This is a genomic window from Psychromonas sp. L1A2 (assembly GCF_009828855.1).
Lineage (GTDB): Bacteria > Pseudomonadota > Gammaproteobacteria > Enterobacterales > Psychromonadaceae > Psychromonas.
The window spans coordinates 1,490,753-1,512,799 of sequence record NZ_WUAG01000002.1 but is presented as its reverse complement, the minus strand read 5'-3'; the positions used below and the strand labels follow the sequence as shown (position 1 = coordinate 1,512,799).

Sequence of the window (22,047 nt, the reverse complement as noted above, 5' to 3'; positions counted from 1 at the left end):
ACCTTAACTTACGGCTAAACTAAGTCATTTTTTGCGAAAAATGTAGATCACTTAGTTAATTTAATTGGTATAAATATTCGGTAATCAACCTATTTGGGGATGCTATTTTGCAACTACAGCAGCAAGTTTTAGTAGAGAAAATAAAGCTATTTTATAACTATGGCATATTCTTATGGAAACGTAGTGAGGAAGATAATATTAAAGTGCCTGCGGGTCATCTTGCTTATGTAACCTTACTTTCAATCGTGCCTTGTCTTGCCGTTGTTTTTTATATGCTCTCTGCTTTTCCAATGTTCTCTGAGCTTAATAAAATCATTGAAAACCTTATTTATAATAACTTTGTGCCGACGGCTGGAGATGCGGTTAAAGAGCATATGACGGGGTTCATTGAAAATACTAAAAAAATGAGCATGATGGGGATCGCCTCATTAGTAGTGATTGCTTTGTTATTGATTTCAACGATTGACCAAACGATTAATCGTATCTGGCGTTGTAATAAAAAACGCTCTCCCATTCAAGCGTTTACTATTTATTGGACCATTCTCAGCTTAGGCCCAATTATTATTGGTGGCAGTATTGCATTGAGCTCTTATATCTTTTCTATTGTAAAAACCGATGGCTTTTTATCAATCGGGCAGCAAGTACTCAGTTTTATGCCGTTTGTCTTTTCTTGGCTCGCTTTTGCTGGTGTTTATACGTTAGTGCCTCACCAAAGAGTGCGTTTACGTTATGCGATGATAGGTGGTTTTATTGCTGCTTTATTATTTAGCTTAGCGACAGATTTATTTACTTTATATATTACTAATTTCCCATCACAACAGATTATTTATGGCGCATTAGCGGTCATCCCTATTATGTTTGTATGGATCTACTTTAGTTGGTTAATTGTATTAATTGGTGCTGAAGTAACGGCAACTTTAGATGAATTCTTTTACCCCGAAGCAGGGCTCGTTGAAGAACCTGAGGAAGTGTAATGATTGCGATGATTCAGCGTGTAACGAATGCCTCAGTCGTTGTTAAAGGTGATACTGTTGGAAAGGTTGACCATGGATTATTGGTTTTATTGGGTGTAGAAAAAGGCGACACCGATGCACAATGTAAGCGCTTAGCAGAGAAAGTGTTAGCGTATCGTATTTTTGCTGACCAGCAAGGTAAAATGAATCTTAATGTACAACAAGCGGCAGGTGACTTATTAGTTATTTCACAGTTTACGTTGGCTGCTGATACTAAAAAGGGTAATCGTCCCGGGTTCAGTAATGGGGCCGAGCCAATAGAAGCAAAACGACTTTACTTAGACTTCAGTGAGCAATGTCGATTGTTAGGCTGTCATGTTGAAAACGGTATCTTTGCAGCAGATATGCAAGTGACTTCAACGAATGATGGACCTACAACTTTTTGGTTGCAGGTTTAATGTTGATTAAATAAAACTGATAAACGGCTCTGTTACACATGGTGTTTTTATAACGCCTTGTGTAGTTTATTGAAGTTTAGAACCAACGTGTGATTTTTATAGTACCTGAACCATCACCTTCACCTATATTTGCATTCGCTATTTGTTCATCATAATGTAAACCTATACTAGTATTTGTTATATCTAAATAGTTACTGCGTATGGCACCATATTGATTTCCAGATGCTTGTATTTTAACAGATGCTTCTGTTGCATAAGTGGTTAAATATGAATCTGTACCCCCTAATAGATTAACACCGTAATCAGAGTTACTAGTAGATTCATAGCCTGAATATAGAGTAATACCGATATTTCCATCACTATTGACCGCAGATGAGGATGTTGTGTTATCGTCATTTAGATTGATGATACTTCCATTACTTCCTACCTCAAAAGAACTCTTTGTAATAATAGTTAATGTGGCACCGTCTTCTACTTGAATACTTCCACCAATAAAAGTTTTCTCGCTTAAATAAACCGTTACATTACTGCCACTTTCAACGGTAAGAGACAACCCACCATAAGTGAAACCCTTAAGGTCTAATACATAGACATCTGTATCTGTATCTTGAAATTCTACATTTTCTGTTTGAACGTCAACTATTTCGTTATTATGGGTATCTATTAATCCTGAGTCACTAATAACATAGGATGTATTATTACCACTAAACGTTACAGTCGTAGATACACTATTTGCTAAACTACCTATACCATCAGTTGTTTTATTAAATTCGCCGGCTAGATTTAAAATATCACACACTTGAGTTGCTATTTCGCTTACATGATCTTCATCGTATTGAGTTACATTGTTGTCAACATTATCGCCAGACGTATAGGTTCCTCCATTATCACCACCATATGATACGTCACCATTAAAAGCCGTTTGACCTTCACCACCAATAGTGACACTACCATTAGAGCTAATGCTATCAGGTGCATTTGTGGCATTACCCGTTGACTTATAAGTAACATCTCCTCCAGCTTCTATTGAACCTCCAATAGAAGCTGCTCCACTATTGTTAGTCGTTATGTTACCAGAGGCACTAGCATTACCATATATCTTGCCATTTGTTAAAGATATGTTGCCATTAACCGATACGCTTCCATATAATTCTGCACCGCCACTGAGGTTTAATTCACTGTTTGCATTTAGTATCGATATATCACCATTATTGTTAGCATTTGCGGAATCGTAGGCTCCAGTACTGGAGTCATAACTATCAATTACTCCACCACTACCTAGTGAGACTCCATCACAAGTCGTCACTGCACTTGTAAAAACAGAATTTCCACCTGAAGAGCCTACTGTAATTGCGCCTCTTATTTTATAATTACCTTCATAATGTGAGCCTTCGCTTTCCATTGCAATTTCACCTGCCGTACCGCTTACTGAGCTACTACTCGGAGAGGCAAGTTGATAATAATAAGCACCAGTATTATTTTGTGTGCTATTTAGGTTAGATATCATAGTGTCACTTGTAAGGGCGTTATTAACGCTAAGTGCATTATAAGAAGCTGCAATCCCGTTTTCCGCTTGTAAGTGAGCATTCAGCTCTTTAGCATAATTACCTGCCATACGTTCTTGGTTAACATTCTCTTTCACGGTATCAAATACAATTAATCCACCTAGTAGTGAAATAACTAATACTGTTACAGCGGCAAAGCCTTTAGAGCGTTGAATTTGAGATCCTTTCATGTAGCTATCCTTCATTCTTAATTTAAGCCTAATATTGCTTGACGTTGTGCAAACATCATATCGATAGTGTCACTGCCAATTAATTCTATGTTCGACATTATTGATGGTGTAATGGTGACTGTGAGTAAATTATCAGTAATTGAGAAGTTCAAATCATCAATATTTGTGCCGATCGCAGTAAATGTTTTACTTGAGTCATCTAGTCCTGCCGTTGTGTATTCTGCACAAAGGAGTTCATTATCAGTGAGGCGATAGCTTTCATAGTATTGGCTTGTCATGGGATTACCTAAACAGCTGGTATAAGTATCATTTGCATCTGAACTGTCTAAATTGTCTAAATTGAAAGTTAAATCTAATTGCTTATACGTATTGCCATCGCTCCCAGTATAAGACTTATCATCCATCTCATTTGCTCGATGTACTGCTCGACTAAAAGTCGAGTTGGTAAAACGCAAGACTTCTTGTGTGTTTTCTAATTGTTGAGAATAAGAAGAAGTGTTTTTTAAACTAGAGAATACAGTCGCTATACCCAGTATAAGGAGTAGAGACAGCGACATTGCAATCATTAACTCAATTAAACTAAATCCTGACTGCGTATTGCGTTGTTTCTTCATTATATTTACCTATGGGCAGAGAGTTGTATCGTTGTTAATTGCAGGAAAAACAACTTCTACTGCCACTTCATTATCGACTACTATCACTTCATTACCGGCATCAGTTAAGCGATTATCGCCCCATGCAATAGTGATTTTCATTTCATTATCGAAAGAGGTAGGGGTAAAAGTACGTGTAAAACCGTCAGCAAGCGTTAAAGTATTTAATGCTTTAGTTCCATTTTGAAACTCACACAGCGAAGCCCATATTTCCTCTACGGTATTACTGGCTTCAATGCTAGCTCGCGTATATTGGCTACTACTACGTGCGTATTGCAGGCTTTTCGTTTGTGTGTAAGCCAAGCCTAATACAGAGATACTTGCGATAACAACCGCGATTAAAAGCTCTAGTAGTGTGAAACCTTGTTGTTTATTCTGACGATGCTTACGGTTGATTAATTGATTCATTAAACACAATCTCCACTTTCTGAACTGATTTTAGTTTGACCACTACTGTAAATTACCAAGCAACGATATTCATCTTCCCAACTAAATTCGATCTTTTCACTGTTGGTAAAACCAGAGCTATCAACAGTAGTGTTTACTTCATCATCAACACCCGCAGAAGGAGTGATCGTCACTTGGTCTATTGAGAGTTTGATTGTTTTTATAGCATTAGATGCTTCGTCTGTTAGCTCCCAAGTTAATCTGCTTTTAGAGGACTTTAATGTTACCTTTTCATGGCGTTTAACTGCTTCTGAGCGAGTTAATTGGTAGATACTTTGCACTTGATTAACAGCACTTGCAATGCTGTTATCTTGAATAAGCTTAGTCCAGCTTGGCAATGCAATGGTTGCTAAGATAATAACAATCGCTACGGTTACCATTAATTCTATTAATGTGAACCCTTTGTTCGCATTTAATTTCATTTCCAGCACCCTGATGTCGAAGGCGTTTTCTCGCCACGGTAATTTAGGGTTAATGTGCTGCAGTCATCGCTGGTTTGGCCACCTGTTGGTGTCGCCGAAATTGTAAACTCATCATCTTCTAATGTACTAAAAGCCAATGTGTAGTGTGTACTGCTATAGTCGCCTGCTGTTGCGGTTGACCCTGAGTAAACTCCTTTGCGTGAATAATGACGTTCTAATTGTTGGCTCAATTCAATCATTGATTGTTGAGCTTCATAACGATAGCTTTGTTGTATTGTTTTTAAATATGATGCATAGGCAACTTGAACCAAAATAGCGACGATAGCAATCGTTATTAATAGCTCTATTAATGTGAAACCTTGCTTTTTACAGCTAGCGTTATTGTTTGAACATAGCATTTGGAATAGAGACAGTTTCATCATATTTTGTACATCAACTAACGTGATCCATAATTAATTCATTATCCTTAGAGCTTACAATATATACTATAATGGGTATTTGTTGTACTAAATACACGCAACCTTCATTGTTTTTATTAGGAGATGAGTGCTTTTATTTTTGCTGAACTTGTAGCATAGTGTTTAGCCTTAATCACTGACTTCCACTTACAATTGAAAGAGCTCATCGAATGCTGCCTATTAAGCCCATCTATCTATTATTTAATTGTTTCTGTTTATGTTTTTCTACGTTTCTACATGCCGCCCCCAATACACAATCTGAGTCCACTATGAAAAATTTTGAAATAGTTAATAATTCCATAATACAGAGTCCAAATGACACTCGAGAATACCAAGTGATTCGCCTTTCAAACGATCTGGAAGTATTACTCATTTCTGACCCCGATTTACAAAATAGTGCGGCTTCTTTATCTGTTCCTATTGGTAGTATGCATAACCCCGACTCTCAATTGGGTTTAGCGCATTATTTAGAGCATATGTTATTTCTTGGCTCAGAAAAGTACCCTGTAATAAATGAATACAGTAAATTTATGAGCCAAAATGGTGGGTATACCAATGCTTATACTGCACAAGATGCAACGGTTTATGGTTTTGAAGTGAATGATAATGTATTTGGAGAAGCCTTAGATCGACTTGGTGATGTGATGCATGCACCTTTATTAGATGAAAAGTATGCAGATAAAGAACGACATACTGTTAATGCTGAAAATGAAACCTATGTAGATAATGACATGCGTAAATTATATGCATTACAACGTTATTCACTGAATCCTGAACATCCGATGGCACGTTTTAGTACGGGGGATTTAACAACGCTTGTTGATAAGCCTGGGAGTGTTTTACAGCAAGAGTTGGAGTTGTTCTTTAAACAAAATTATTCTGCGAATACAATGAAGGTGGCCTTAACAAGTCCTCGTTCAATTGAAAATATGCAAAAAATCGCGGTTAGATATTTAACGCAAATTCCAAATAATAATGTCACTAAACCCGTCATAATGACGCCGCTATTAACAGATAAGCAGTTAGCGTTAGAAGTACAAATGAAGCCCACTGCCGAGCTCAAGTTATTACAAGTTAACTTTTTAGTGCCAAGTGTTAAAGATGAGTATATGTATCAACCTGGTGGTTATATTAGCCGCTTATTAGGATCTGATCATAAAGGTGGTTTATCTGATCATTTACAAAAGCTTGGTTTAGCAGAGTCGGTTTCAGCTGGGTTTTATGGCGCGCATAGCGATGAATATTCACAGTTTAGTATGACGTTTAAACTAACGAATAAAGGGTTAAGTCAACAAGATACCGTTATTGCGAGTTTATTTGCTTATATCAATTTAATTAAAGAGCAAGGGGTTAATCAACTACAATATTCAGAGCAGAAGAAAAGCTTAGATAACTATTTCCAATTCTTACCTAAAAAATCTAGTTTTAATAATGTCATGTCCTTAGCGGCTAATATGCAGAATTATCCTTTACAAGATTTATTAGCTTACTCATATCGCTTGGATGGATTTAACCCTGAGTTCATTACTCAATTAATAGGTTATTTAACCCCTGAAAATAGTCGATTATTTGTTGTGTCGCCTAATGCCGTGGTTAATAAAGATATTCCATATTATGAAGGGAAGTATTCACAAGCAAAAATTAAAAAGTCACGTTTACAACTATGGCTTAATAAAGCAAAAACAATTCAACCAGAGTTGATTTTGCCTGTTCGTAATGAATGGTTACCTGAAAATTTAGTGCTGGTTAAAGAAGAAAAAAATAAAAAGGCAATACAACTTGTAAAAGAATCAGGTCTCTCTGTTTGGTTTAAACAAAGCCAACTAAAAGAACCTAAAGGCATTTATAAGCTACAGCTTAATAATGACCTTAATGATCAAAGTCCAGCTGCTAGAGTTAAAATGAATCTTTTATTAAATATTTTACAAAAGCAATTAGCAGAACTTAGCTTTGTTACTCAAGAGGCAGGGTTAGGGTTCTCCATTAGCAGTAGTGATGGTTTACTGATTAGCACCAGTGGTTATAGCGATAAACAGAGCAAATTATTATTAATGCTATTAACCCACATTGAAAATATGAAAATCGATGAGCAGTCTTTGAGGTTGGCGAAACAAGAATTAACACGTCGCTTCAATAATCAATCTAAAAGTAAAGCAATGGACTTAGGCTTAAATGGTTTTAGAAAAGTCATTCGCCAACCATCTTGGTCTGATAGCACATTATTAGCTCAAATTGATGGTGTAACAAGCGATGAGATTAGTGAATTAATTAAACAGATGCTCTCACAATCTAGTGTGCGTTTATTAGCGTTGGGGAATTTTTCAACAGTCGATGTTTTGCAGTTAACAGCACAACTTAAAGTTAAAATTAAAATTCAACCTAATGCATTTTATACAACTAAACGCTTACAAGCAGATCCTCAGCAAGGCGCTTTAAATTATGTACGTGAATCTGAGCTAGAAGATGATGCATTAGTGAGCCTTTATTTAGCGACAAACCAAGACATTATTTCATTAGCTAAAGCGGAGTTGCTTAATAAACTACTTAAGCCTGCTTTTTATGATCAAATTCGTACACAAGAGCAATTAACCTATTCTCCCTTTACAGCCACAGTACAAGTAGATGAAAGTGTTGGTTTTGGACTCTTTACACAAAGTCCTGCGGTTGGAAGTGCGACATTATACGAACGCTTCCAAGTATTTTTGGATAATTTTAAAGCAACGTTAGCCGACACTAAAGAAAGTGATTTTGAAGAGATAAAAAAAGCGCATATTGCTAATTATCTCGCGAAGCCAAGCAACCTTGGTACTGAGTTTTCTTATTTAACCGATGAATGGATGAGTAACAAAGAAAACATTGATACTAAATTACAGCATGTTGCTAGATTGAAGTCTGTTTCATTAAAACAAGTACAACAGTATTACACTGACTTATTCTTTAATGATCAGCAAACACAACAAATCATAGTGCAAATTAAAGGTAAAAAATTCAGCCAAGAAAAGCCGTTAGTGTTAACACCTCAAGTATCGATCTCAAATGTAGATCAATTACCTAAGCAATAAAAAAACTACCAAGCAATACAAAATAATATAAAGCACTACAGAATGAGAAGCATTGGTATTTGATTGAATTTCAATGCTTTTTTATTTTAATTTTTCTGATCTTATCCCTTTGGCTTAACGTAATGTTTTTAGGCATTATTCCGTTTACTTTATTTTTCCTAATCTAAAAGTTAGGATAATAATGTTACTTAGTTCTCATTTTTAAATTTTGTTAATGAAGTAATATTATGTGTGAAATTAAGAAAGCATATCGCCACATTAGACTTTCGTAAATCGTAAAAAGGATAAACATTATGAATAAATTGCTACTCACTGCTGCGATTGCATTGACAGTGCCCATGACTGTACATGCAAAAAGTGAATTCGTAGAAGGAGATGCAACACTCGCTGGTGAAGCTGAATTAGGTGCCTCTTTAACGACAGGTAATACTGATACATCGTCATTTAAAGCGAGCCTTGCATTGAAGCAAGAGTTGGGTGATTGGGAAAATGAATATGTATTTCAAGGTTTATATAAAGAAGATGGAGACGAAGTAACAGCAAAACGTTTCTATGCTGGATTACAAGGTAACTATCAAATTGATGATACGAGTTATTTGTTTGCCAATACTGGTTATGAAATAGACCCATTTACTGGTTACGATTTCACTTCGATAACGGCTGTTGGTTATGGCCATCACTTTATTGACAATGAAACAATGTCTTTAAATGCAGAAATTGGTCCTGGTTATATTTATCAAAAATTGGATGATGATTCTGCTGAAACTGAAGGCGAAAACTATGATAGTAGTGCAGTCGCTCACTTTGTTATTGATTTTCAAACTAAGATTAGTGATTCTGCTAAATTTCAGCAAAAGTTTGTTGCTGATTGGGGAAGTAAGTTAGATGGTCGTTCTGAAACGTCATTATCGACCAAGATTATTGGTGCATTATCGATGAAATTTGCTGTTGTTGTTCGTTATAACAGTAAGCCGTTGGATGAGAAAAAAAGCACAGATACGGCAACTAATATGACGTTACTTTACGCTTTTTAAGTACCCATTTGTTGTCATTACTCGTTAAGTATTAACTGTAATATCCGTATCATAAAAGCTGGTTTACCGGCTTTTTTATCGACTCACTTAGAAAAAAGTAAATTCAGTCATTATTATATTTTTTGCTTTGAGATTAAACATAACACGTCTGTATTAGTGTTAGTACGATGCAAGATCAGATAGGTGAATAAATTATTTTAAATACCAAGTAATGACTTATTGTTGGAATAAATAGTGTTTCAATAACAGGGATTAACGTTAATTTTTTGCCCAGTCCTTTTTATTAACACTTTCTTCATAACTGCCTGTTTTATTGGCCCGTACTGATGAGCCTAGCGATACATTGATCACAGTAAGCTGGTTATACTTTGTGTTTTTTTTTAAATAACTACTTTAACCAAGCACGTTTGATAAAGTCTCAACTTCTTAAATAAAGGGTTAATATTTATGCGGTTATTTATGCCCCCTCTCTCTATTATTTTCTGTCGCATTTTCAATGTTGCTGTGATGTTTTTTTTCAGCAGCACTTTAGTACTGGCTAATTCTGTAGCAGTCGATCTTACCCCACAAGAAAAAGAATATATTCAACAACACCCGTTAATAAAAGTACACGCAGAAAAGAATTGGCCTCCATTTAACTTTGTTCAAGATGGTGAAGCCTCTGGTTATAATAATGATTTAATGCGATTAGTTGCAGATAAAGTAGGCTTAAATATTGAGTTTGTTATCGGTTACGAATGGTATGAATATTTAGACAAATTAAAAAATAATGAAATAGATATTATTTCTAATATGAAAATCACTCCAGATCGGCAGAAATTTACAGCTTTTACTCACTATCAGTCTTTAACTTCAATGGATGGTTTGTTAACACGAGAAGGAGAGGTTTTTGCTAATGACTTTAGTGATATTCAATCAATTGCTGTTATTAAAGGTTTTTTCTATCAAGAAGTACTCGAGAAGAACTTCCCTAATATAGATTTAATGTTAACCAGTAGTACTGAGGCATCTATTGAGCAATTACGACTAGGTAATGTTGATGCTGTTATAGATGCTTATGACGCCATTAATTATCATTTACACCGTTCACTAGAACAAGGTTTTGTTAATACACCATTAATTAATAATAAAGTTTTTCATTATTTACCGAGGTTTATGGGCGTTAATAAAGATAATATTATTTTACGTAATATTTTAGATAAAGGGCTATTAGCATTAAATAAAAACGAGACAGATAATTTGCATCAGAAATGGGCAACTCAGATAGGTGTTGCCAAGACAAGTGAAGAGGCTGCTTACCAAGATAGGATGCCTATTTTATCTAATACACAACAACAATATTTAAAAGCTCATGGGCCTCTCTACATGTGTGTTGATCCAGATTGGTTACCTATAGAAGCAATTAAAGAAGGTAAATATGTTGGCATAGCATCTGAATTCGTCAATCTATTTTCTCAGCGTATTAGTAACCCGATTATTTTATTAGAAACTGCGACTTGGTCTGAAACAATTAAATCATTAAAAGAAGGGCGTTGTGATTTCATTCCCGTAATACACAACACTCCTCGTCGCAATAAATATCTGTCTTTTACTTCTGCTTACTTAGACTTTCCATTAGCCTTGGTAGCTGCTGGAAAGAATCAAGCTTATAAGTTAGATCAAGTTCTACACAAACCGCTGGGAATGCTAAAGGAAGGGTCATACTTAGAGTTTTTGAGTGCGCTATATCCGGATGCTGATTTATATGAATATGATTCTCTAAAGTCAGGGCTTGATGCTGTAAGTAATGGCGAGATTTATGGTTTTATTGATGTGTTACCTGTCATGGTTAGTCAAATTCAAACACTGTACCCAGAATTGAAAGTTGTTGATAAATTTGAGCATGAATACCCATTTTCACTAGCAGTATCAAAAGATAATACGAATTTATTGAATGTTTTTGATAAAGTCGTTACTTCAATCGATTTACAACAAAAGCAAAAAATATTGAATCGTTGGTTACCTGTTATCTATGAAAAAAAGGAGGATAACTCTGGTTATTGGATCATCATTTCACTCATGACTGTCGCGCTTATTTTAATTTTTTTATTGTTATATTTTTCAAAAAAACATAATCGACAATTATCTTTAAAGAATAAAAATCTTGAAAAAATAGCAATGCGTGATTATTTAACTGGGTTGCCTAATAAGTCTTACTTTAATGAGCAGTTTAAAAAAGAATGGGCGCGAGGAAGACGCTCAGGAGAAAAGTTATCATTATTAATTATCGATATTGATAACGTTAAACGCTTCAATGAACAATATGGAAGACAAGCTGGAGATGATTGTATTATTGAACTTGCTCGTCGTTTACAGAATATTGTTCAACGCCCTGCCGACTTATTAGCTCGTCTTGAAGAAGATGATTTTATGATACTTTTACCTAATACTTCGGAAGAGGGTATTAAGACATTAGCTGCTGAAATATTCTATATGGTTAATGGATGGGGAATGAAATTTGAGAATGCGCCAACAGGAGATGCTATCTCCGTGAGTATTGGTGCTGCTTGTATGGTTCCTACTAATACCAATACAGAAGTAGAGCTCAACAGGCGAGTAGAGCAAGCTTTATATCAAGCACAAGATAAAGGTTTTGGTCAGTTAGTTATTTATAAAAATGGCCATCATCAACATTCTGAGCATTAATATTTCGAAGATTGACAGGAATATTGTGAATCTTCGAATTTATACCTCACATTACATTTATTGGCTCCTTTCTGAGTTTTGCTCCTTGCAGGTTAATGGGTATAATTAGCGCTCATTTATTGACAAGGTTTTTTAACTTATGCGCCCAAGTAATCGAACACCCGAACAAAACCGCGAAATTAAAATTACTCGGCACTACACTGACTATGCAGAAGGTTCTGTACTGATTGAAGTCGGCAACACTAAAGTGTTATGTAACGCAACGGTCTCAGAGTCGGTACCACGTTTTTTAAAGGGCAAAGGTAAAGGCTGGGTAACGGCGGAATACGCTATGTTGCCACGTGCGACACATACTCGCAATCAACGCGAAGCAGCAAAAGGTAAACAAGGTGGTCGTACGTTAGAAATTCAACGTTTAATTGCTCGCTCTTTACGTGCGGCAGTCGATTTAAATGCTTTTGGTGAAAATATGATCACTGTCGATTGTGATGTAATACAAGCCGATGGTGGTACACGTACTGCATCAATTACAGGCGCTTGTATTGCTTTAGCTGACGCATTGAACTGGATGGTTGCAAAAGGTAAGTTGAAAAAAAGCCCATTAAAGCAAATGATAGCGGCTGTTTCTGTCGGTATTTATAAAGGAACGCCTGTTTGTGATTTGGATTACGCAGAAGATTCAAATGCACAAACTGACATGAATGTTGTCATGACAGAAAGTGGCGGTTTAATTGAAATTCAAGGTACAGCTGAAGAAGGCGCTTTTAGTCATCAAGAATTATTAGCAATGTTAGCCTTAGCCAATACCGGCATTAATAACTTAGTAGCAGAACAAAAAAAAGCATTAAATGTGGAGTAAGAAATGAAAGCGTATCAAAAAGAGTTTATTGAATTTGCGATTGAAAAACAGGTTTTAAAATTTGGCGAATTTACCTTGAAATCAGGACGTATTAGCCCTTATTTTTTCAATGCAGGGTTATTTAATACAGGTCGAGATCTGGCGCGTTTAGGGCGTTTTTATGCTGCTGCTTTACAGGATTCAGGTATTGCTTATGACCTTTTATTTGGTCCTGCATACAAAGGTATCCCGATTGCAACAACCACTGCTGTCGCGTTATCAAATGATTATGACCTAGATGTCCCGTATTGCTTTAACCGTAAAGAAGCAAAAACACACGGTGAAGGTGGTAGTTTGGTGGGCTCTGAGCTAACAGGTAAAATTATGCTCGTTGACGATGTTATCACCGCTGGCACAGCTATTCGTGAATCGATGGATATCATTAATGCACATAATGCAGAGCTTGCAGGTGTGTTAATTGCATTAGATCGCCAAGAGAAAGGTAAAGCTGAATTATCTGCGATTCAAGAAGTAGAGCGTGACTATGATGCAAAAGTTATTTCGATTGTAGAGCTTGCTGATGTGGTTAGCTATCTTGAAACGTTACCTGAAATGCAGCAATACCTTGAATCGGTTCAAGCATATCGTCAACAATATGGTGTTTAAGCTTTAATCATTTTTTAGTATAAAGCGCTATAAAATAAAAATGCCAAAGCCTATCACTAGTCTTTGGCATTTTTGTATGTGCTATAAATAATCACATTTAAGAATTCAATTTCAAGATAATAGAGTCGTGCTTATTAGGCTATTTTTCGCACGATGCTATTTTCCATTCCATTCTATGACTTTGTACTATTTACCTTTAAGGCTTGTTCTTCATCGAATTCAGGCAGTTTTTTATGTTCACTGGCAATGAATGAATAGATAACAGGTAAGATAAATAACGTAAATAACGTACCGATTGATAACCCAGCTACAATAACAATACCAATACCAAAACGACTCACTGCGCCTGCTCCGGTTGCAAATAATAGTGGGATAAGACCCGCTACCATTGCTGCTGTTGTCATCAATATTGGACGTAAACGCACGGTTGCTGCTTTTTTAACTGCGGCAATTTTATCTAGACCATGATGCAATTGCTCTTCTTTTGCTACTTCAGCAATCAAAATACCATGTTTAGTAATCAATCCCACCAAGGTTATCAAACCAACCTGAGTGTAGATATTCATGGTTGCAAAACCCCAAGCAAGTGCGAGTAAAGCGCCACTAATCGCTAATGGTACGGTCATGATAATAACCAATGGATCTCGAATACTTTCAAACTGACTTGCTAGCACTAAAAATATAATAAATAACGCAAGAATAAAGGTCACGTATAACGCGCCGCCTTCCGTTACAAATTGACGTGCTTCGCCTAAATAGTCATGGCTATAACCTTGTGGCAATTTAGTTGTTGATAGCCCTTCAAAGAAGGTGATTGCCGTCCCCATCGTGACACCCGGCGAAAGTACTGCGCCTATTGTTGCACTGTTAAGTTGGTTAAAGTGCGGTAATGAACGAGGTTCCGCGACAACATTGACAGTAATCAGTTCGCTTAATGGCACCATGTCATTATTTTTAGCACGCACATAAAAATCACCTAATTGTTCAGGTGATAAACGATATTTACGTTCTACTTGTGCAATCACTTCATAACTACGGCCATTTAAGTTAATACGGTTTAAGTATCCATCACTTAACAACGTGCCTAAGGTAATACCAATATCTTGCATGGTTACACCATAAGCACCGGCTTTGTCACGATCAATGCTGATATTCATGGTCGCAGAATCAAAGGCTAAATCTAACTCTGAATAAACAAAGCTTGGGTTAGCTTGTGTTTCTGCTAATACATCGGCAGCGATACTCACTAAACTTTGGAATGGATTAGAGGTAGTAATAACAAATTGTACTGGTAGACCACCCGATGAACCCGGTAACTCAGGTCTTTGGAAAGTAACTGTCGCCACAGAAGGGATCATACTAAATGCTGGTGTTAATGTTTTAGATAGCTCATCTGGGCTTTTTTCTCGTTGGCTCCATGGTTTCATGATGGCGATACCAAAGGCTTGGTTAGCATTCGGAATACCAGACATCGCTAAGCTACTTTCTACTTCTGGTTGTTTCGCTATTTCGCTAGTGACTAAACGCATACTATTTTCAACAAAATCCAAGTTGGCATTAGCAGGGGCTTTAGACAACATCATGAGAACACCTTTATCTTCTTTTGGTGCTAACTCTGATGGGATAAATTTAAATAGGAACGGTAGTGAAATAAACACTAATAATGCAAAGATAATAATGGCAGGACGTCGCAACATAATAATATTGAGCGCATTGCTATATTTATTCGTTAAGCCGGTTAGCGTTCTATCAACAGCACGTTCAAATCTATTTGGCTGATGATTGATGGTCAACATTTTACTACACATCATCGGAGATAGTGTAAGTGCAACAATACCTGATACAAATACTGCGCCTGCTAACGTTAAAGCAAACTCGGTAAAGAGTGACCCTGTAATACCGCCCATTAATGCAATAGGTGCGTATACAGCTGCTAAGGTGATGGTCATGGAAATAACCGGTACTGCAATTTCACGCGTACCAATAATCGCTGCGCGGAAAGGTTCTTCACCTGCTTTAATATGGCGGTCGATATTTTCTACTACAACAATCGCATCATCTACTACCAAACCAATCGCTAATACCATGGCTAATAGTGTCATTAGGTTGATAGTAAAACCAAACATTTGCATCACAACGGCTACACCAATCAGTGATAGCGGAATAGTAATGATTGGAATGAGCACTGCACGCCATGATCCTAAAAATAGAATCATTACAATGAGTACAATTAATCCGGCTTCTGCAATAGTTTTAATGACTTCATAAATAGACTCTTCAATCGCAATGGTCGAATCATAAAGGACTTTCATTTTGATTGAGCTAGGATTGTTTTTTTCTAAATCAGGTAGCATTTTCCTTACATCTGACGTTATATCCAATGGATTTGCACTTGCAGTTGCATCAATCGCAACAACAACTGCATCATTACCATTAGCCATTGCTCGGTAGATGTCATGACTTTTTTCAAGAGAAACGCGTGCAATATCCTGTAGGTGGATTGTTCTACCGTTATCGCGTGTCGCAATGATCAGGTTTTCTAGCTCGCTTGCATTCTTAACCTGGGTCTGTGCACTGCCATTAAACAGAGTGAAATAACCCATTGCTTGGCCTGAAGCTGACTGAATATTATTAGCTTGTAAAATAGTAATAACATCAGCGGTATTAAGCCCGAAAGCAGCCATACGTTCTGGATCTAACCAAATACGCATTGCAAATTTAGTACCCCCATAAAGGTTAACTTTTGCAACACCATTAATACTAAACAACTGCGGTTTAATAACACGTTCTAAATAGTCGGTAATTTGACTAGAGTTTAATTGCTCACTTGAAAAGGCAATGTAGATAACAGAAGTCGTTGAGCCAGTACTGACATCAATCGTAGGATCTTCTGCATCACTTGGTAACTGAGAGCTAACACTGTTTACTTTAGCAAGAATATCCGCCACAGCACCACTTGGATCAGTGTTTAGCTTCATATTCACAGTAATGGTTGAACTACCCATAAAACTTTGTGAGCTGATAAAGTCAATATTATCGGCTTGTGCAATCGCTTGTTCAATTGGTTGAGTAATAAACCCTTGAATTAAATCAGCACTTGCTCCGTAATAGCTGGTGGTTACCGTCACTACGGTATTGGTCATGGTCGGGTACTCTCGTACCTGCATTTTTGTAAGCGCTTGTATCCCTAACAATACAATCAGCAAACTCAACGAGATTGCTAAAATGGGGCGCTTTATAAAGATATCTGTAAATTTCATAACGTCGCCTACAGTGCTGGAAGAACAGAAGGAGTATCAAGCGCGTTTGATTCAACGATTTTAACGTGTGAACCATTGCTTAATCTAACTTGTCCGCTAGTGGCAATCACATCATTTTCATCTAAGCCAGATAACACATGAACACTATCGTCCTTTGCTTTACCTAATGTGACGATTCTTTGTTTCGCTTCTAAAAATGTTTTACCATCATCAGTTTGTTGTTCTGTTAAAACATAAACTGTTTCACCGTAAAGCGTGTAGTTAACGGCGGTAACAGGAACGATGATTTGTTTTTTTACGGTCGGCAAAATGATATTTGCTTTAGCAAACATACCTGAACGTAGCTTTTGTTGTTCATTTGGAATAGACGCTTGAATGAGGATAAGTCCACTTTCAGAGTTCACAGCGGGCTCAATAGCAGTAATCACACCAGTAAATGACGAATCAGGCTGGGCATCAATAAACACATCCATTGCTTGATTTATATGTACTTTATTAATATCGTTTTGAGCAATAGTAAAGCGCATTTGCATGCGGCTAATATCTTCTAAACGAACTATTTCAGTACCATTCGCTAGATATTGCCCCAAAAACACATTTCGTAAACCTGTTACTCCTGAGAATGGTGCACGAATAGTACGTAAGCTAATGGTTGCTGCGTAACCTTCAATCTCACCTTGAAGTGCTAGGTATTCTGCTTGTGCATCATCAACATTACCCTGAGAAACAGATCCTTTTTTAAGTAATGAGTTTAAACGTTTATAGTTACGCTCTACGGAAGGTAAACGCGCTTTAGCTGCTTTTAAGTTGGCTTGTTCTACTTCGCTGTCTTGGTAAACAATGGGATCACCTTTTTGTAATTTTTGACCCGATACAAAATTAATTTTAGAGACTTTACCGGCGACTTCGTTAGTAATAGTAACGCCTTGCATTGGCTCAATAAAACCAATAGCACGTAAATGAGGAGTCCAATCTTCCAATTTTACAGTCGTCGCTGTAACTGGGAATTCAGGAATAGGACGCGATGAAAGGTATTCGTTTATTTTTTTAGCTTTAAACATATTAAAGCCAATCACAGTACCAAATACAAGTATTGCTAAGATGATTGCCGAAGCTATCCATTTTTTCATTGAATTATTCCTGTTGGTTTAAAGTGTGGGTTTTGAATGATGTTCCATGAAGCGTCTCTAACTTGATCTAACTGTTTTTGATCAGGTGTCACTCGCTCTCGTATTACTTGTTTTGCTAATGAAATGGCAGTGTCGATACTAACCGCTATTAATGCAAATAATTGCCAATTTAAGAATTGTTTTGTATTGATGCCCTGTTGGTAAAAGAAGATAAGCGGTTTAAAAGCTTCATTCTCGAATAAGGTGATATCGGCTTGGTCTACATTAGGTATGCAATGAAGTACTTCGATTAGCGTTAAGCGCCTAGGATTGGCTATGACGTAATCAAATATATTCTGCCATACTAAATCGTATTTATTTTTTGTCGTTGAACATTCATTAAAGCCAGCTAATATGATATTAGCCGATTGCTCCCGAATAAATTTTTGTAGTTCATTCATTAATGCCTCTTTGCTATCAAAGTAACGATAAAGCGTACCTGCTGCAACGCCAGCAGTATCAGCTAGATTTTGCATAGAAAAAGCGTAAAAACCTCGTTCTGCTAAAACGCATTCTGCAGCAATTAAAATTTGAGTCCGCTTATCCATAAGGCCACTTTAAAATGAATGAACGTTCATTATCGTTTAATGTGAGGTGATTGCAATCTTAAAGCGATAATTTATATAAATATTATTGTGATCTACAATATAGGCTTTTTTGATATTAAAAATAAAAACATCTTTAAGTTAATGAGTTAATTCCTTAATCAACCCTATCTACCTTTCTACGCTAGCTTTCAATTAAAAGATCAGTAAAATCGAATGGCTTTTTCTTTTTAAATTTTTGGACTCAATATGAAACTAAATCCTGGACAAGATGCCGCGGTTAAAACGATTTCTGGCCCTTGTTTAGTGCTAGCAGGTGCTGGCAGTGGTAAAACGCGCGTCATTACTAATAAAATCGCTTATTTAATACAACATTGTGATTACCTAGCGAAGAATATCGTTGCGGTAACATTTACCAACAAAGCTGCACGTGAAATGAAAGAGCGTGTCAGTGAAACCTTAGGTAGAAAAGAGTCTCGTGGTTTAATGGTCTCTACTTTTCACTCCTTGGGTTTAGAAATCATTAAGCGAGAAATAAAAACCTTAGGCATGAAAGCCGGTTTTACGTTATTTGATGATCAAGATACCTTGGCATTATTAAAAGAATTAACCGAGAAACAATTAAAAGAAGATACTGATTTATTAAAAGCGTTAGTGACGCAAATTTCTAATTGGAAAAATGCGCTTATTCTTCCTCCTCAGGCAAAAAAACAAGCTAAGGGCGAACGAGATGTCATTTTTGCTCATTGCTATGACTTATACCAACGTCAACTAAAAGCTTATAACGCCTTAGATTTTGATGATTTAATCGTTTTACCCACTTTATTACTAAAATTTAAAGAGGAAGTTCGTTTACGTTGGCAGAAGAAAATTCGTTATTTATTAGTAGATGAATACCAAGATACTAATACAAGTCAATATGAGTTGATTAAATCCTTAGTGGGAGAAAGGGCTCGCTTCACCGTAGTAGGTGATGATGACCAATCTATCTATTCTTGGCGCGGTGCCCGACCTGAAAACTTAGTCTTGTTACAAAGAGATTTTCCACAACTCAAAGTCATTAAATTAGAGCAAAATTACCGTTCTAGCCAACGTGTATTAAAAGCTGCGAATGTACTCATTGCGAATAATCCTCATGAGTTCGATAAACGTTTATTTAGTGAATTAGCTTATGGTGAATCACTTAAAGTATTGTTGGCCAAAAATGAGCAAAATGAAGCAGAAAGAGTTGTTATGGAGATTTCTGGACATAAGTTTATGAATGGTGCTAATTTTAAAGATTACGCTGTTTTATACCGAGGCAATCATCAAAGTCGTTTATTAGAAAAAGTGATGATGGAAAATCGTATCCCTTACAAAATAAGTGGCGGAACGTCATTTTTTGCTCGTAGTGAAGTAAAAGACATCATGGCTTATTTGAAATTATTAGTGAATCACGATGATGAAAATGCATTTATTCGCGTGGTTAATAAACCCCCTAGAGGGATTGGTGCCGTGAGTCGTGAAAAGCTAGGTAATTATGCTAATTTACGTCATATCAGTATGTTTTCGGCTAGCTTTGAGCTTGGCTTAGAGCAAACCTTAAATGGTAAATCGTTACATACATTACAAGCCTTTACTTGTTGGTTAGTCGAATTAAATGATCGTTTAAAAAAAGAAGATGATATCGATGTAGTAAGAGACTTAATTCGTGATATTGGTTATGAAGATTGGTTATACGAAAATAGTCCAAGCCCTAAAGCTGCAGAGATGCAAATGAAGAACGTTTCCACACTCTTTAAGTGGGTGACTGAAATGCTGAAAGGTGATGACTTAGATGAGGAAATGACATTAGAGCAGGTAGTTGCACGATTAACATTACGTGATATGTTATCTCGTAATGAAAGTGAAGAAGAGTTAGATCAAGTACAATTAATGACATTGCATGCATCGAAGGGATTAGAGTTCCCTTACGTTTATATGATTGGTATGGAAGAAGGTTTATTGCCACATCAAGTTAGTATTGACGAAGATAATGTCGAAGAAGAACGACGTTTAGCTTATGTTGGTATTACACGTGCACAAAAAGAATTAACATTTACTTTAGCTAAAGAACGTAGCCAGTATGGAGAAACAATTAAACCGACTCCAAGTCGTTTTTTAAATGAGTTACCACAGGAAGATGTGGAGTGGGAAAGTGGCCCAAAAAAACGCACGGAAGATCAAAAGAAGCAATTAGCCGATAAAGGCATTGCAAACTTGAAAGCCTTATTTGATTAACAATAAAAATAATGTGAATCAATAGCTAAAGACTATTTCTAGAAGTGATAGTTGATGTTAATTTTAAATAATTAGCATTTGCGATTTCGCATAATAACGCCACCGCAACAAACGCGTGTTTGTTAGCAAACTTAACATAAATAATTGAAAATTTCAGGAGCAATACATGTTAGATAATATCGAAGGTCAAAGCGTACCATCAGCAACTTTTCCAACTCGCCAAGGCGATGAATGGGTTAATGTTACAACCGACGAATTATTCAAAGGTAAAACAGTGGTTGTATTTGCATTACCAGGTGCCTTTACACCAACTTGTTCTTCTACACATTTACCTCGTTATAATGAATTAGCAGGTGTATTAAAAGAAAATGGTGTTGATGAAATCATTTGTTTAAGTGTTAATGATACGTTTGTTATGAATGCATGGCTTGCAGATCAAGAAGCTGAAAATATCACTGTTGTACCTGATGGTAGCGGTGAATTTACTGAAGGCATGGGTATGCTAGTTAATAAAAATGACATTGGTTTTGGTAAGCGTAGCTGGCGCTACAGTATGCTGGTTAAAGATGGCGTGATTGAAAAAATGTTCATCGAACCAAATCAACCTGGTGACCCGTTTGAAGTGTCTGATGCAGATACAATGCTAAATTATGTGAACCCAAATGCTAAAGCGCCTGCTGCAGTTGCGTTGTTAACTAAGCCTGGTTGTCCTTTTTGTGAGAAAGCGAAAGCGGCATTAAAAGATAACAATATTAGTTTTGAAGAGATTGTATTGGGTAAAGATGCAACTAGTATTAGTTTGAAAGCAATGACAGGTCAAACGACTGTGCCACAACTTTTTGTAGATGGTAAACATATTGGTGATAGTGATGCTGCTGTTGCCTATGCAAATAGTTAGTAATCGCTAACTAAATATTACTTAAAGCGTATGTTTTTATAATGAAACATACGCTTTTTTTGTTTAAAAACTCTAAAAATAGATAATAAATATAAAGTAAGTGGTTATATACATTATGGTTATTGGCAGTAGAGGAGGGGACTATCACTAAAGAAAGGTCATAGGCTCAGTGATTTTTATACTGGTATGTCTTTTTTGTTAGTAAGTACTTATATCAATCACACTAATTAACTGATCTATTTTACTTGTTAAAATAACTTATTTCTTCGTTGTAAATTTCGTAAAGGGAACAGCCATTAATGAATTAACATGTTTTAGTTAATTCACCGACAGACAATTAACGAAGTTAATCTTCGAAAGGCCTCAATTTACGCCTTAAACTAAGTCATTTTTCAGGTGCAAAATTTAGATCACTTATTTAATGTAATCGGTATTACTTTGTTTTTTGATAATTGAATATGCTGGTGGAAATCTAAGCGCTGCTTTTATTTTTAAGTTATTTTAA

The 22,047-nt window shown here is 36.3% G+C and carries 17 protein-coding genes; 9 read left to right on the top strand and 8 right to left on the bottom strand.

The genetic code is table 11. The features are described from left to right. Positions 1–107: 107 nt before the first annotated feature. On the top strand, positions 108–974 hold the full coding sequence (locus GQR59_RS16870) for a virulence factor BrkB family protein (protein ID WP_160064654.1): 867 nt from the start codon (positions 108–110) through the stop codon (positions 972–974). Then, positions 974–1,411 carry a D-aminoacyl-tRNA deacylase gene (gene dtd, locus GQR59_RS16865; RefSeq protein WP_160064652.1) on the top strand — a complete coding sequence of 146 codons (438 nt, stop codon included), beginning with the start codon at positions 974–976 and terminating at the stop codon, positions 1,409–1,411. Before GQR59_RS16870 ends, dtd begins: the two co-directional genes overlap by 1 nt. 76 nt (positions 1,412–1,487) lie before the next feature. Here dtd and GQR59_RS16860 read toward each other — a convergent pair whose 3' ends face one another. Genes GQR59_RS16860 through GQR59_RS16840 form a run of 5 tightly spaced genes read right to left on the bottom strand, consistent with a single transcriptional unit; the run spans position 1,488 to position 5,090 of the window. Beyond that, a complete protein-coding gene (locus GQR59_RS16860) occupies positions 1,488–3,146 on the bottom strand; it encodes a hypothetical protein (protein ID WP_160064650.1) in 1,659 nt (552 codons plus the stop codon). Between the two features lie 17 nt (positions 3,147–3,163). Further along, entirely contained in the window at positions 3,164–3,760 is a 597-nt protein-coding gene (locus GQR59_RS16855; protein ID WP_160064648.1) for a PilW family protein, read from the bottom strand. Positions 3,761–3,769: 9 nt separating this feature from the next. Further along, on the bottom strand, positions 3,770–4,207 hold the full coding sequence (locus tag GQR59_RS16850) for a type IV pilus modification PilV family protein (RefSeq protein ID WP_160064646.1): 438 nt from the start codon (positions 4,205–4,207) through the stop codon (positions 3,770–3,772). Further along, positions 4,207–4,668 carry a GspH/FimT family pseudopilin gene (locus GQR59_RS16845; protein WP_160065280.1) on the bottom strand — a complete coding sequence of 154 codons (462 nt, stop codon included), beginning with the start codon at positions 4,666–4,668 and terminating at the stop codon, positions 4,207–4,209. Before GQR59_RS16845 ends, GQR59_RS16850 begins: the two co-directional genes overlap by 1 nt. After that, positions 4,665–5,090, bottom strand: a complete 426-nt coding sequence (locus GQR59_RS16840; RefSeq protein ID WP_160064644.1) for a type IV pilin protein — start codon at positions 5,088–5,090, stop codon at positions 4,665–4,667. The genes GQR59_RS16845 and GQR59_RS16840 overlap by 4 nt, the downstream gene beginning before the upstream one ends. A gap of 305 nt (positions 5,091–5,395) precedes the next feature. Here GQR59_RS16840 and GQR59_RS16835 point away from each other — a divergent pair, with 305 nt between their 5' ends. From GQR59_RS16835 to pyrE, 5 genes are all read left to right on the top strand, one after another. Continuing rightward, complete coding sequence (locus GQR59_RS16835; protein ID WP_236546801.1) at positions 5,396–8,188, top strand: insulinase family protein; 2,793 nt, start codon at positions 5,396–5,398, stop codon at positions 8,186–8,188. Between the two features lie 293 nt (positions 8,189–8,481). Further along, positions 8,482–9,222 (top strand): DUF481 domain-containing protein, encoded by a 741-nt coding sequence (locus tag GQR59_RS16830; protein WP_160064640.1) that lies wholly within the window; start codon positions 8,482–8,484, stop codon positions 9,220–9,222. A 447-nt stretch (positions 9,223–9,669) separates the two neighbouring features. Beyond that, positions 9,670–11,907 carry a transporter substrate-binding domain-containing protein gene (locus tag GQR59_RS16825; protein ID WP_160064638.1) on the top strand — a complete coding sequence of 746 codons (2,238 nt, stop codon included), beginning with the start codon at positions 9,670–9,672 and terminating at the stop codon, positions 11,905–11,907. A 139-nt stretch (positions 11,908–12,046) separates the two neighbouring features. Next, complete coding sequence (gene rph, locus GQR59_RS16820; RefSeq protein WP_160064636.1) at positions 12,047–12,766, top strand: ribonuclease PH; 720 nt, start codon at positions 12,047–12,049, stop codon at positions 12,764–12,766. 3 nt (positions 12,767–12,769) lie between these two features. Next, positions 12,770–13,411 carry an orotate phosphoribosyltransferase gene (gene pyrE, locus GQR59_RS16815; protein WP_160064634.1) on the top strand — a complete coding sequence of 214 codons (642 nt, stop codon included), beginning with the start codon at positions 12,770–12,772 and terminating at the stop codon, positions 13,409–13,411. 173 nt (positions 13,412–13,584) lie between these two features. Here the strand turns inward: pyrE and GQR59_RS16810 are convergent, their stop codons facing one another. Genes GQR59_RS16810 through GQR59_RS16800 form a run of 3 tightly spaced genes read right to left on the bottom strand, consistent with a single transcriptional unit; the run spans position 13,585 to position 18,388 of the window. Then, positions 13,585–16,671 carry a multidrug efflux RND transporter permease subunit gene (locus GQR59_RS16810; protein WP_160064632.1) on the bottom strand — a complete coding sequence of 1,029 codons (3,087 nt, stop codon included), beginning with the start codon at positions 16,669–16,671 and terminating at the stop codon, positions 13,585–13,587. 8 nt (positions 16,672–16,679) lie between these two features. Continuing rightward, complete coding sequence (locus GQR59_RS16805) at positions 16,680–17,801, bottom strand: efflux RND transporter periplasmic adaptor subunit (RefSeq protein WP_160064630.1); 1,122 nt, start codon at positions 17,799–17,801, stop codon at positions 16,680–16,682. Then, the gene (locus GQR59_RS16800; protein ID WP_160064628.1) at positions 17,798–18,388 is read right to left on the bottom strand and encodes a TetR/AcrR family transcriptional regulator; all 591 of its coding nucleotides are present in this window, start codon (positions 18,386–18,388) and stop codon (positions 17,798–17,800) included. The genes GQR59_RS16805 and GQR59_RS16800 overlap by 4 nt, the downstream gene beginning before the upstream one ends. A 246-nt stretch (positions 18,389–18,634) precedes the next feature. On the opposite strand from GQR59_RS16800, the gene rep reads away from it, so the two are divergent. Together rep and GQR59_RS16790 are read left to right on the top strand one after the other, a co-directional pair. Then, a complete protein-coding gene (gene rep, locus GQR59_RS16795) occupies positions 18,635–20,644 on the top strand; it encodes a DNA helicase Rep (RefSeq protein WP_160064626.1) in 2,010 nt (669 codons plus the stop codon). A gap of 166 nt (positions 20,645–20,810) precedes the next feature. After that, positions 20,811–21,542: a glutathione peroxidase gene (locus GQR59_RS16790; protein WP_137297938.1), complete on the top strand. Its 732-nt coding sequence runs from the start codon at positions 20,811–20,813 to the stop codon at positions 21,540–21,542. The last annotated feature ends 505 nt before the right edge of the window (positions 21,543–22,047 follow it).

What these genes read in the sequence shown, in the direction of transcription:
- GQR59_RS16790 (WP_137297938.1), top strand. Translation starts at nt 20,811, where the DNA reads ATGTTAGATAATATCGAAGGTCAAAGCGTACCATCAGCAACTTTTCCA.
- dtd (WP_160064652.1), top strand. Translation starts at nt 974, where the DNA reads ATGATTGCGATGATTCAGCGTGTAACGAATGCCTCAGTCGTTGTTAAA.
- GQR59_RS16805 (WP_160064630.1), bottom strand. Translation starts at nt 17,801, where the DNA reads ATGAAAAAATGGATAGCTTCGGCAATCATCTTAGCAATACTTGTATTT.
- GQR59_RS16860 (WP_160064650.1), bottom strand. Translation starts at nt 3,146, where the DNA reads ATGAAAGGATCTCAAATTCAACGCTCTAAAGGCTTTGCCGCTGTAACA.
- GQR59_RS16855 (WP_160064648.1), bottom strand. Translation starts at nt 3,760, where the DNA reads ATGAAGAAACAACGCAATACGCAGTCAGGATTTAGTTTAATTGAGTTA.
- GQR59_RS16825 (WP_160064638.1), top strand. Translation starts at nt 9,670, where the DNA reads ATGCGGTTATTTATGCCCCCTCTCTCTATTATTTTCTGTCGCATTTTC.
- GQR59_RS16850 (WP_160064646.1), bottom strand. Translation starts at nt 4,207, where the DNA reads ATGAATCAATTAATCAACCGTAAGCATCGTCAGAATAAACAACAAGGT.
- GQR59_RS16840 (WP_160064644.1), bottom strand. Translation starts at nt 5,090, where the DNA reads ATGATGAAACTGTCTCTATTCCAAATGCTATGTTCAAACAATAACGCT.
- pyrE (WP_160064634.1), top strand. Translation starts at nt 12,770, where the DNA reads ATGAAAGCGTATCAAAAAGAGTTTATTGAATTTGCGATTGAAAAACAG.
- GQR59_RS16835 (WP_236546801.1), top strand. Translation starts at nt 5,396, where the DNA reads ATGAAAAATTTTGAAATAGTTAATAATTCCATAATACAGAGTCCAAAT.
- GQR59_RS16800 (WP_160064628.1), bottom strand. Translation starts at nt 18,388, where the DNA reads ATGGATAAGCGGACTCAAATTTTAATTGCTGCAGAATGCGTTTTAGCA.
- GQR59_RS16810 (WP_160064632.1), bottom strand. Translation starts at nt 16,671, where the DNA reads ATGAAATTTACAGATATCTTTATAAAGCGCCCCATTTTAGCAATCTCG.
- rph (WP_160064636.1), top strand. Translation starts at nt 12,047, where the DNA reads ATGCGCCCAAGTAATCGAACACCCGAACAAAACCGCGAAATTAAAATT.
- GQR59_RS16830 (WP_160064640.1), top strand. Translation starts at nt 8,482, where the DNA reads ATGAATAAATTGCTACTCACTGCTGCGATTGCATTGACAGTGCCCATG.
- GQR59_RS16845 (WP_160065280.1), bottom strand. Translation starts at nt 4,668, where the DNA reads ATGAAATTAAATGCGAACAAAGGGTTCACATTAATAGAATTAATGGTA.
- rep (WP_160064626.1), top strand. Translation starts at nt 18,635, where the DNA reads ATGAAACTAAATCCTGGACAAGATGCCGCGGTTAAAACGATTTCTGGC.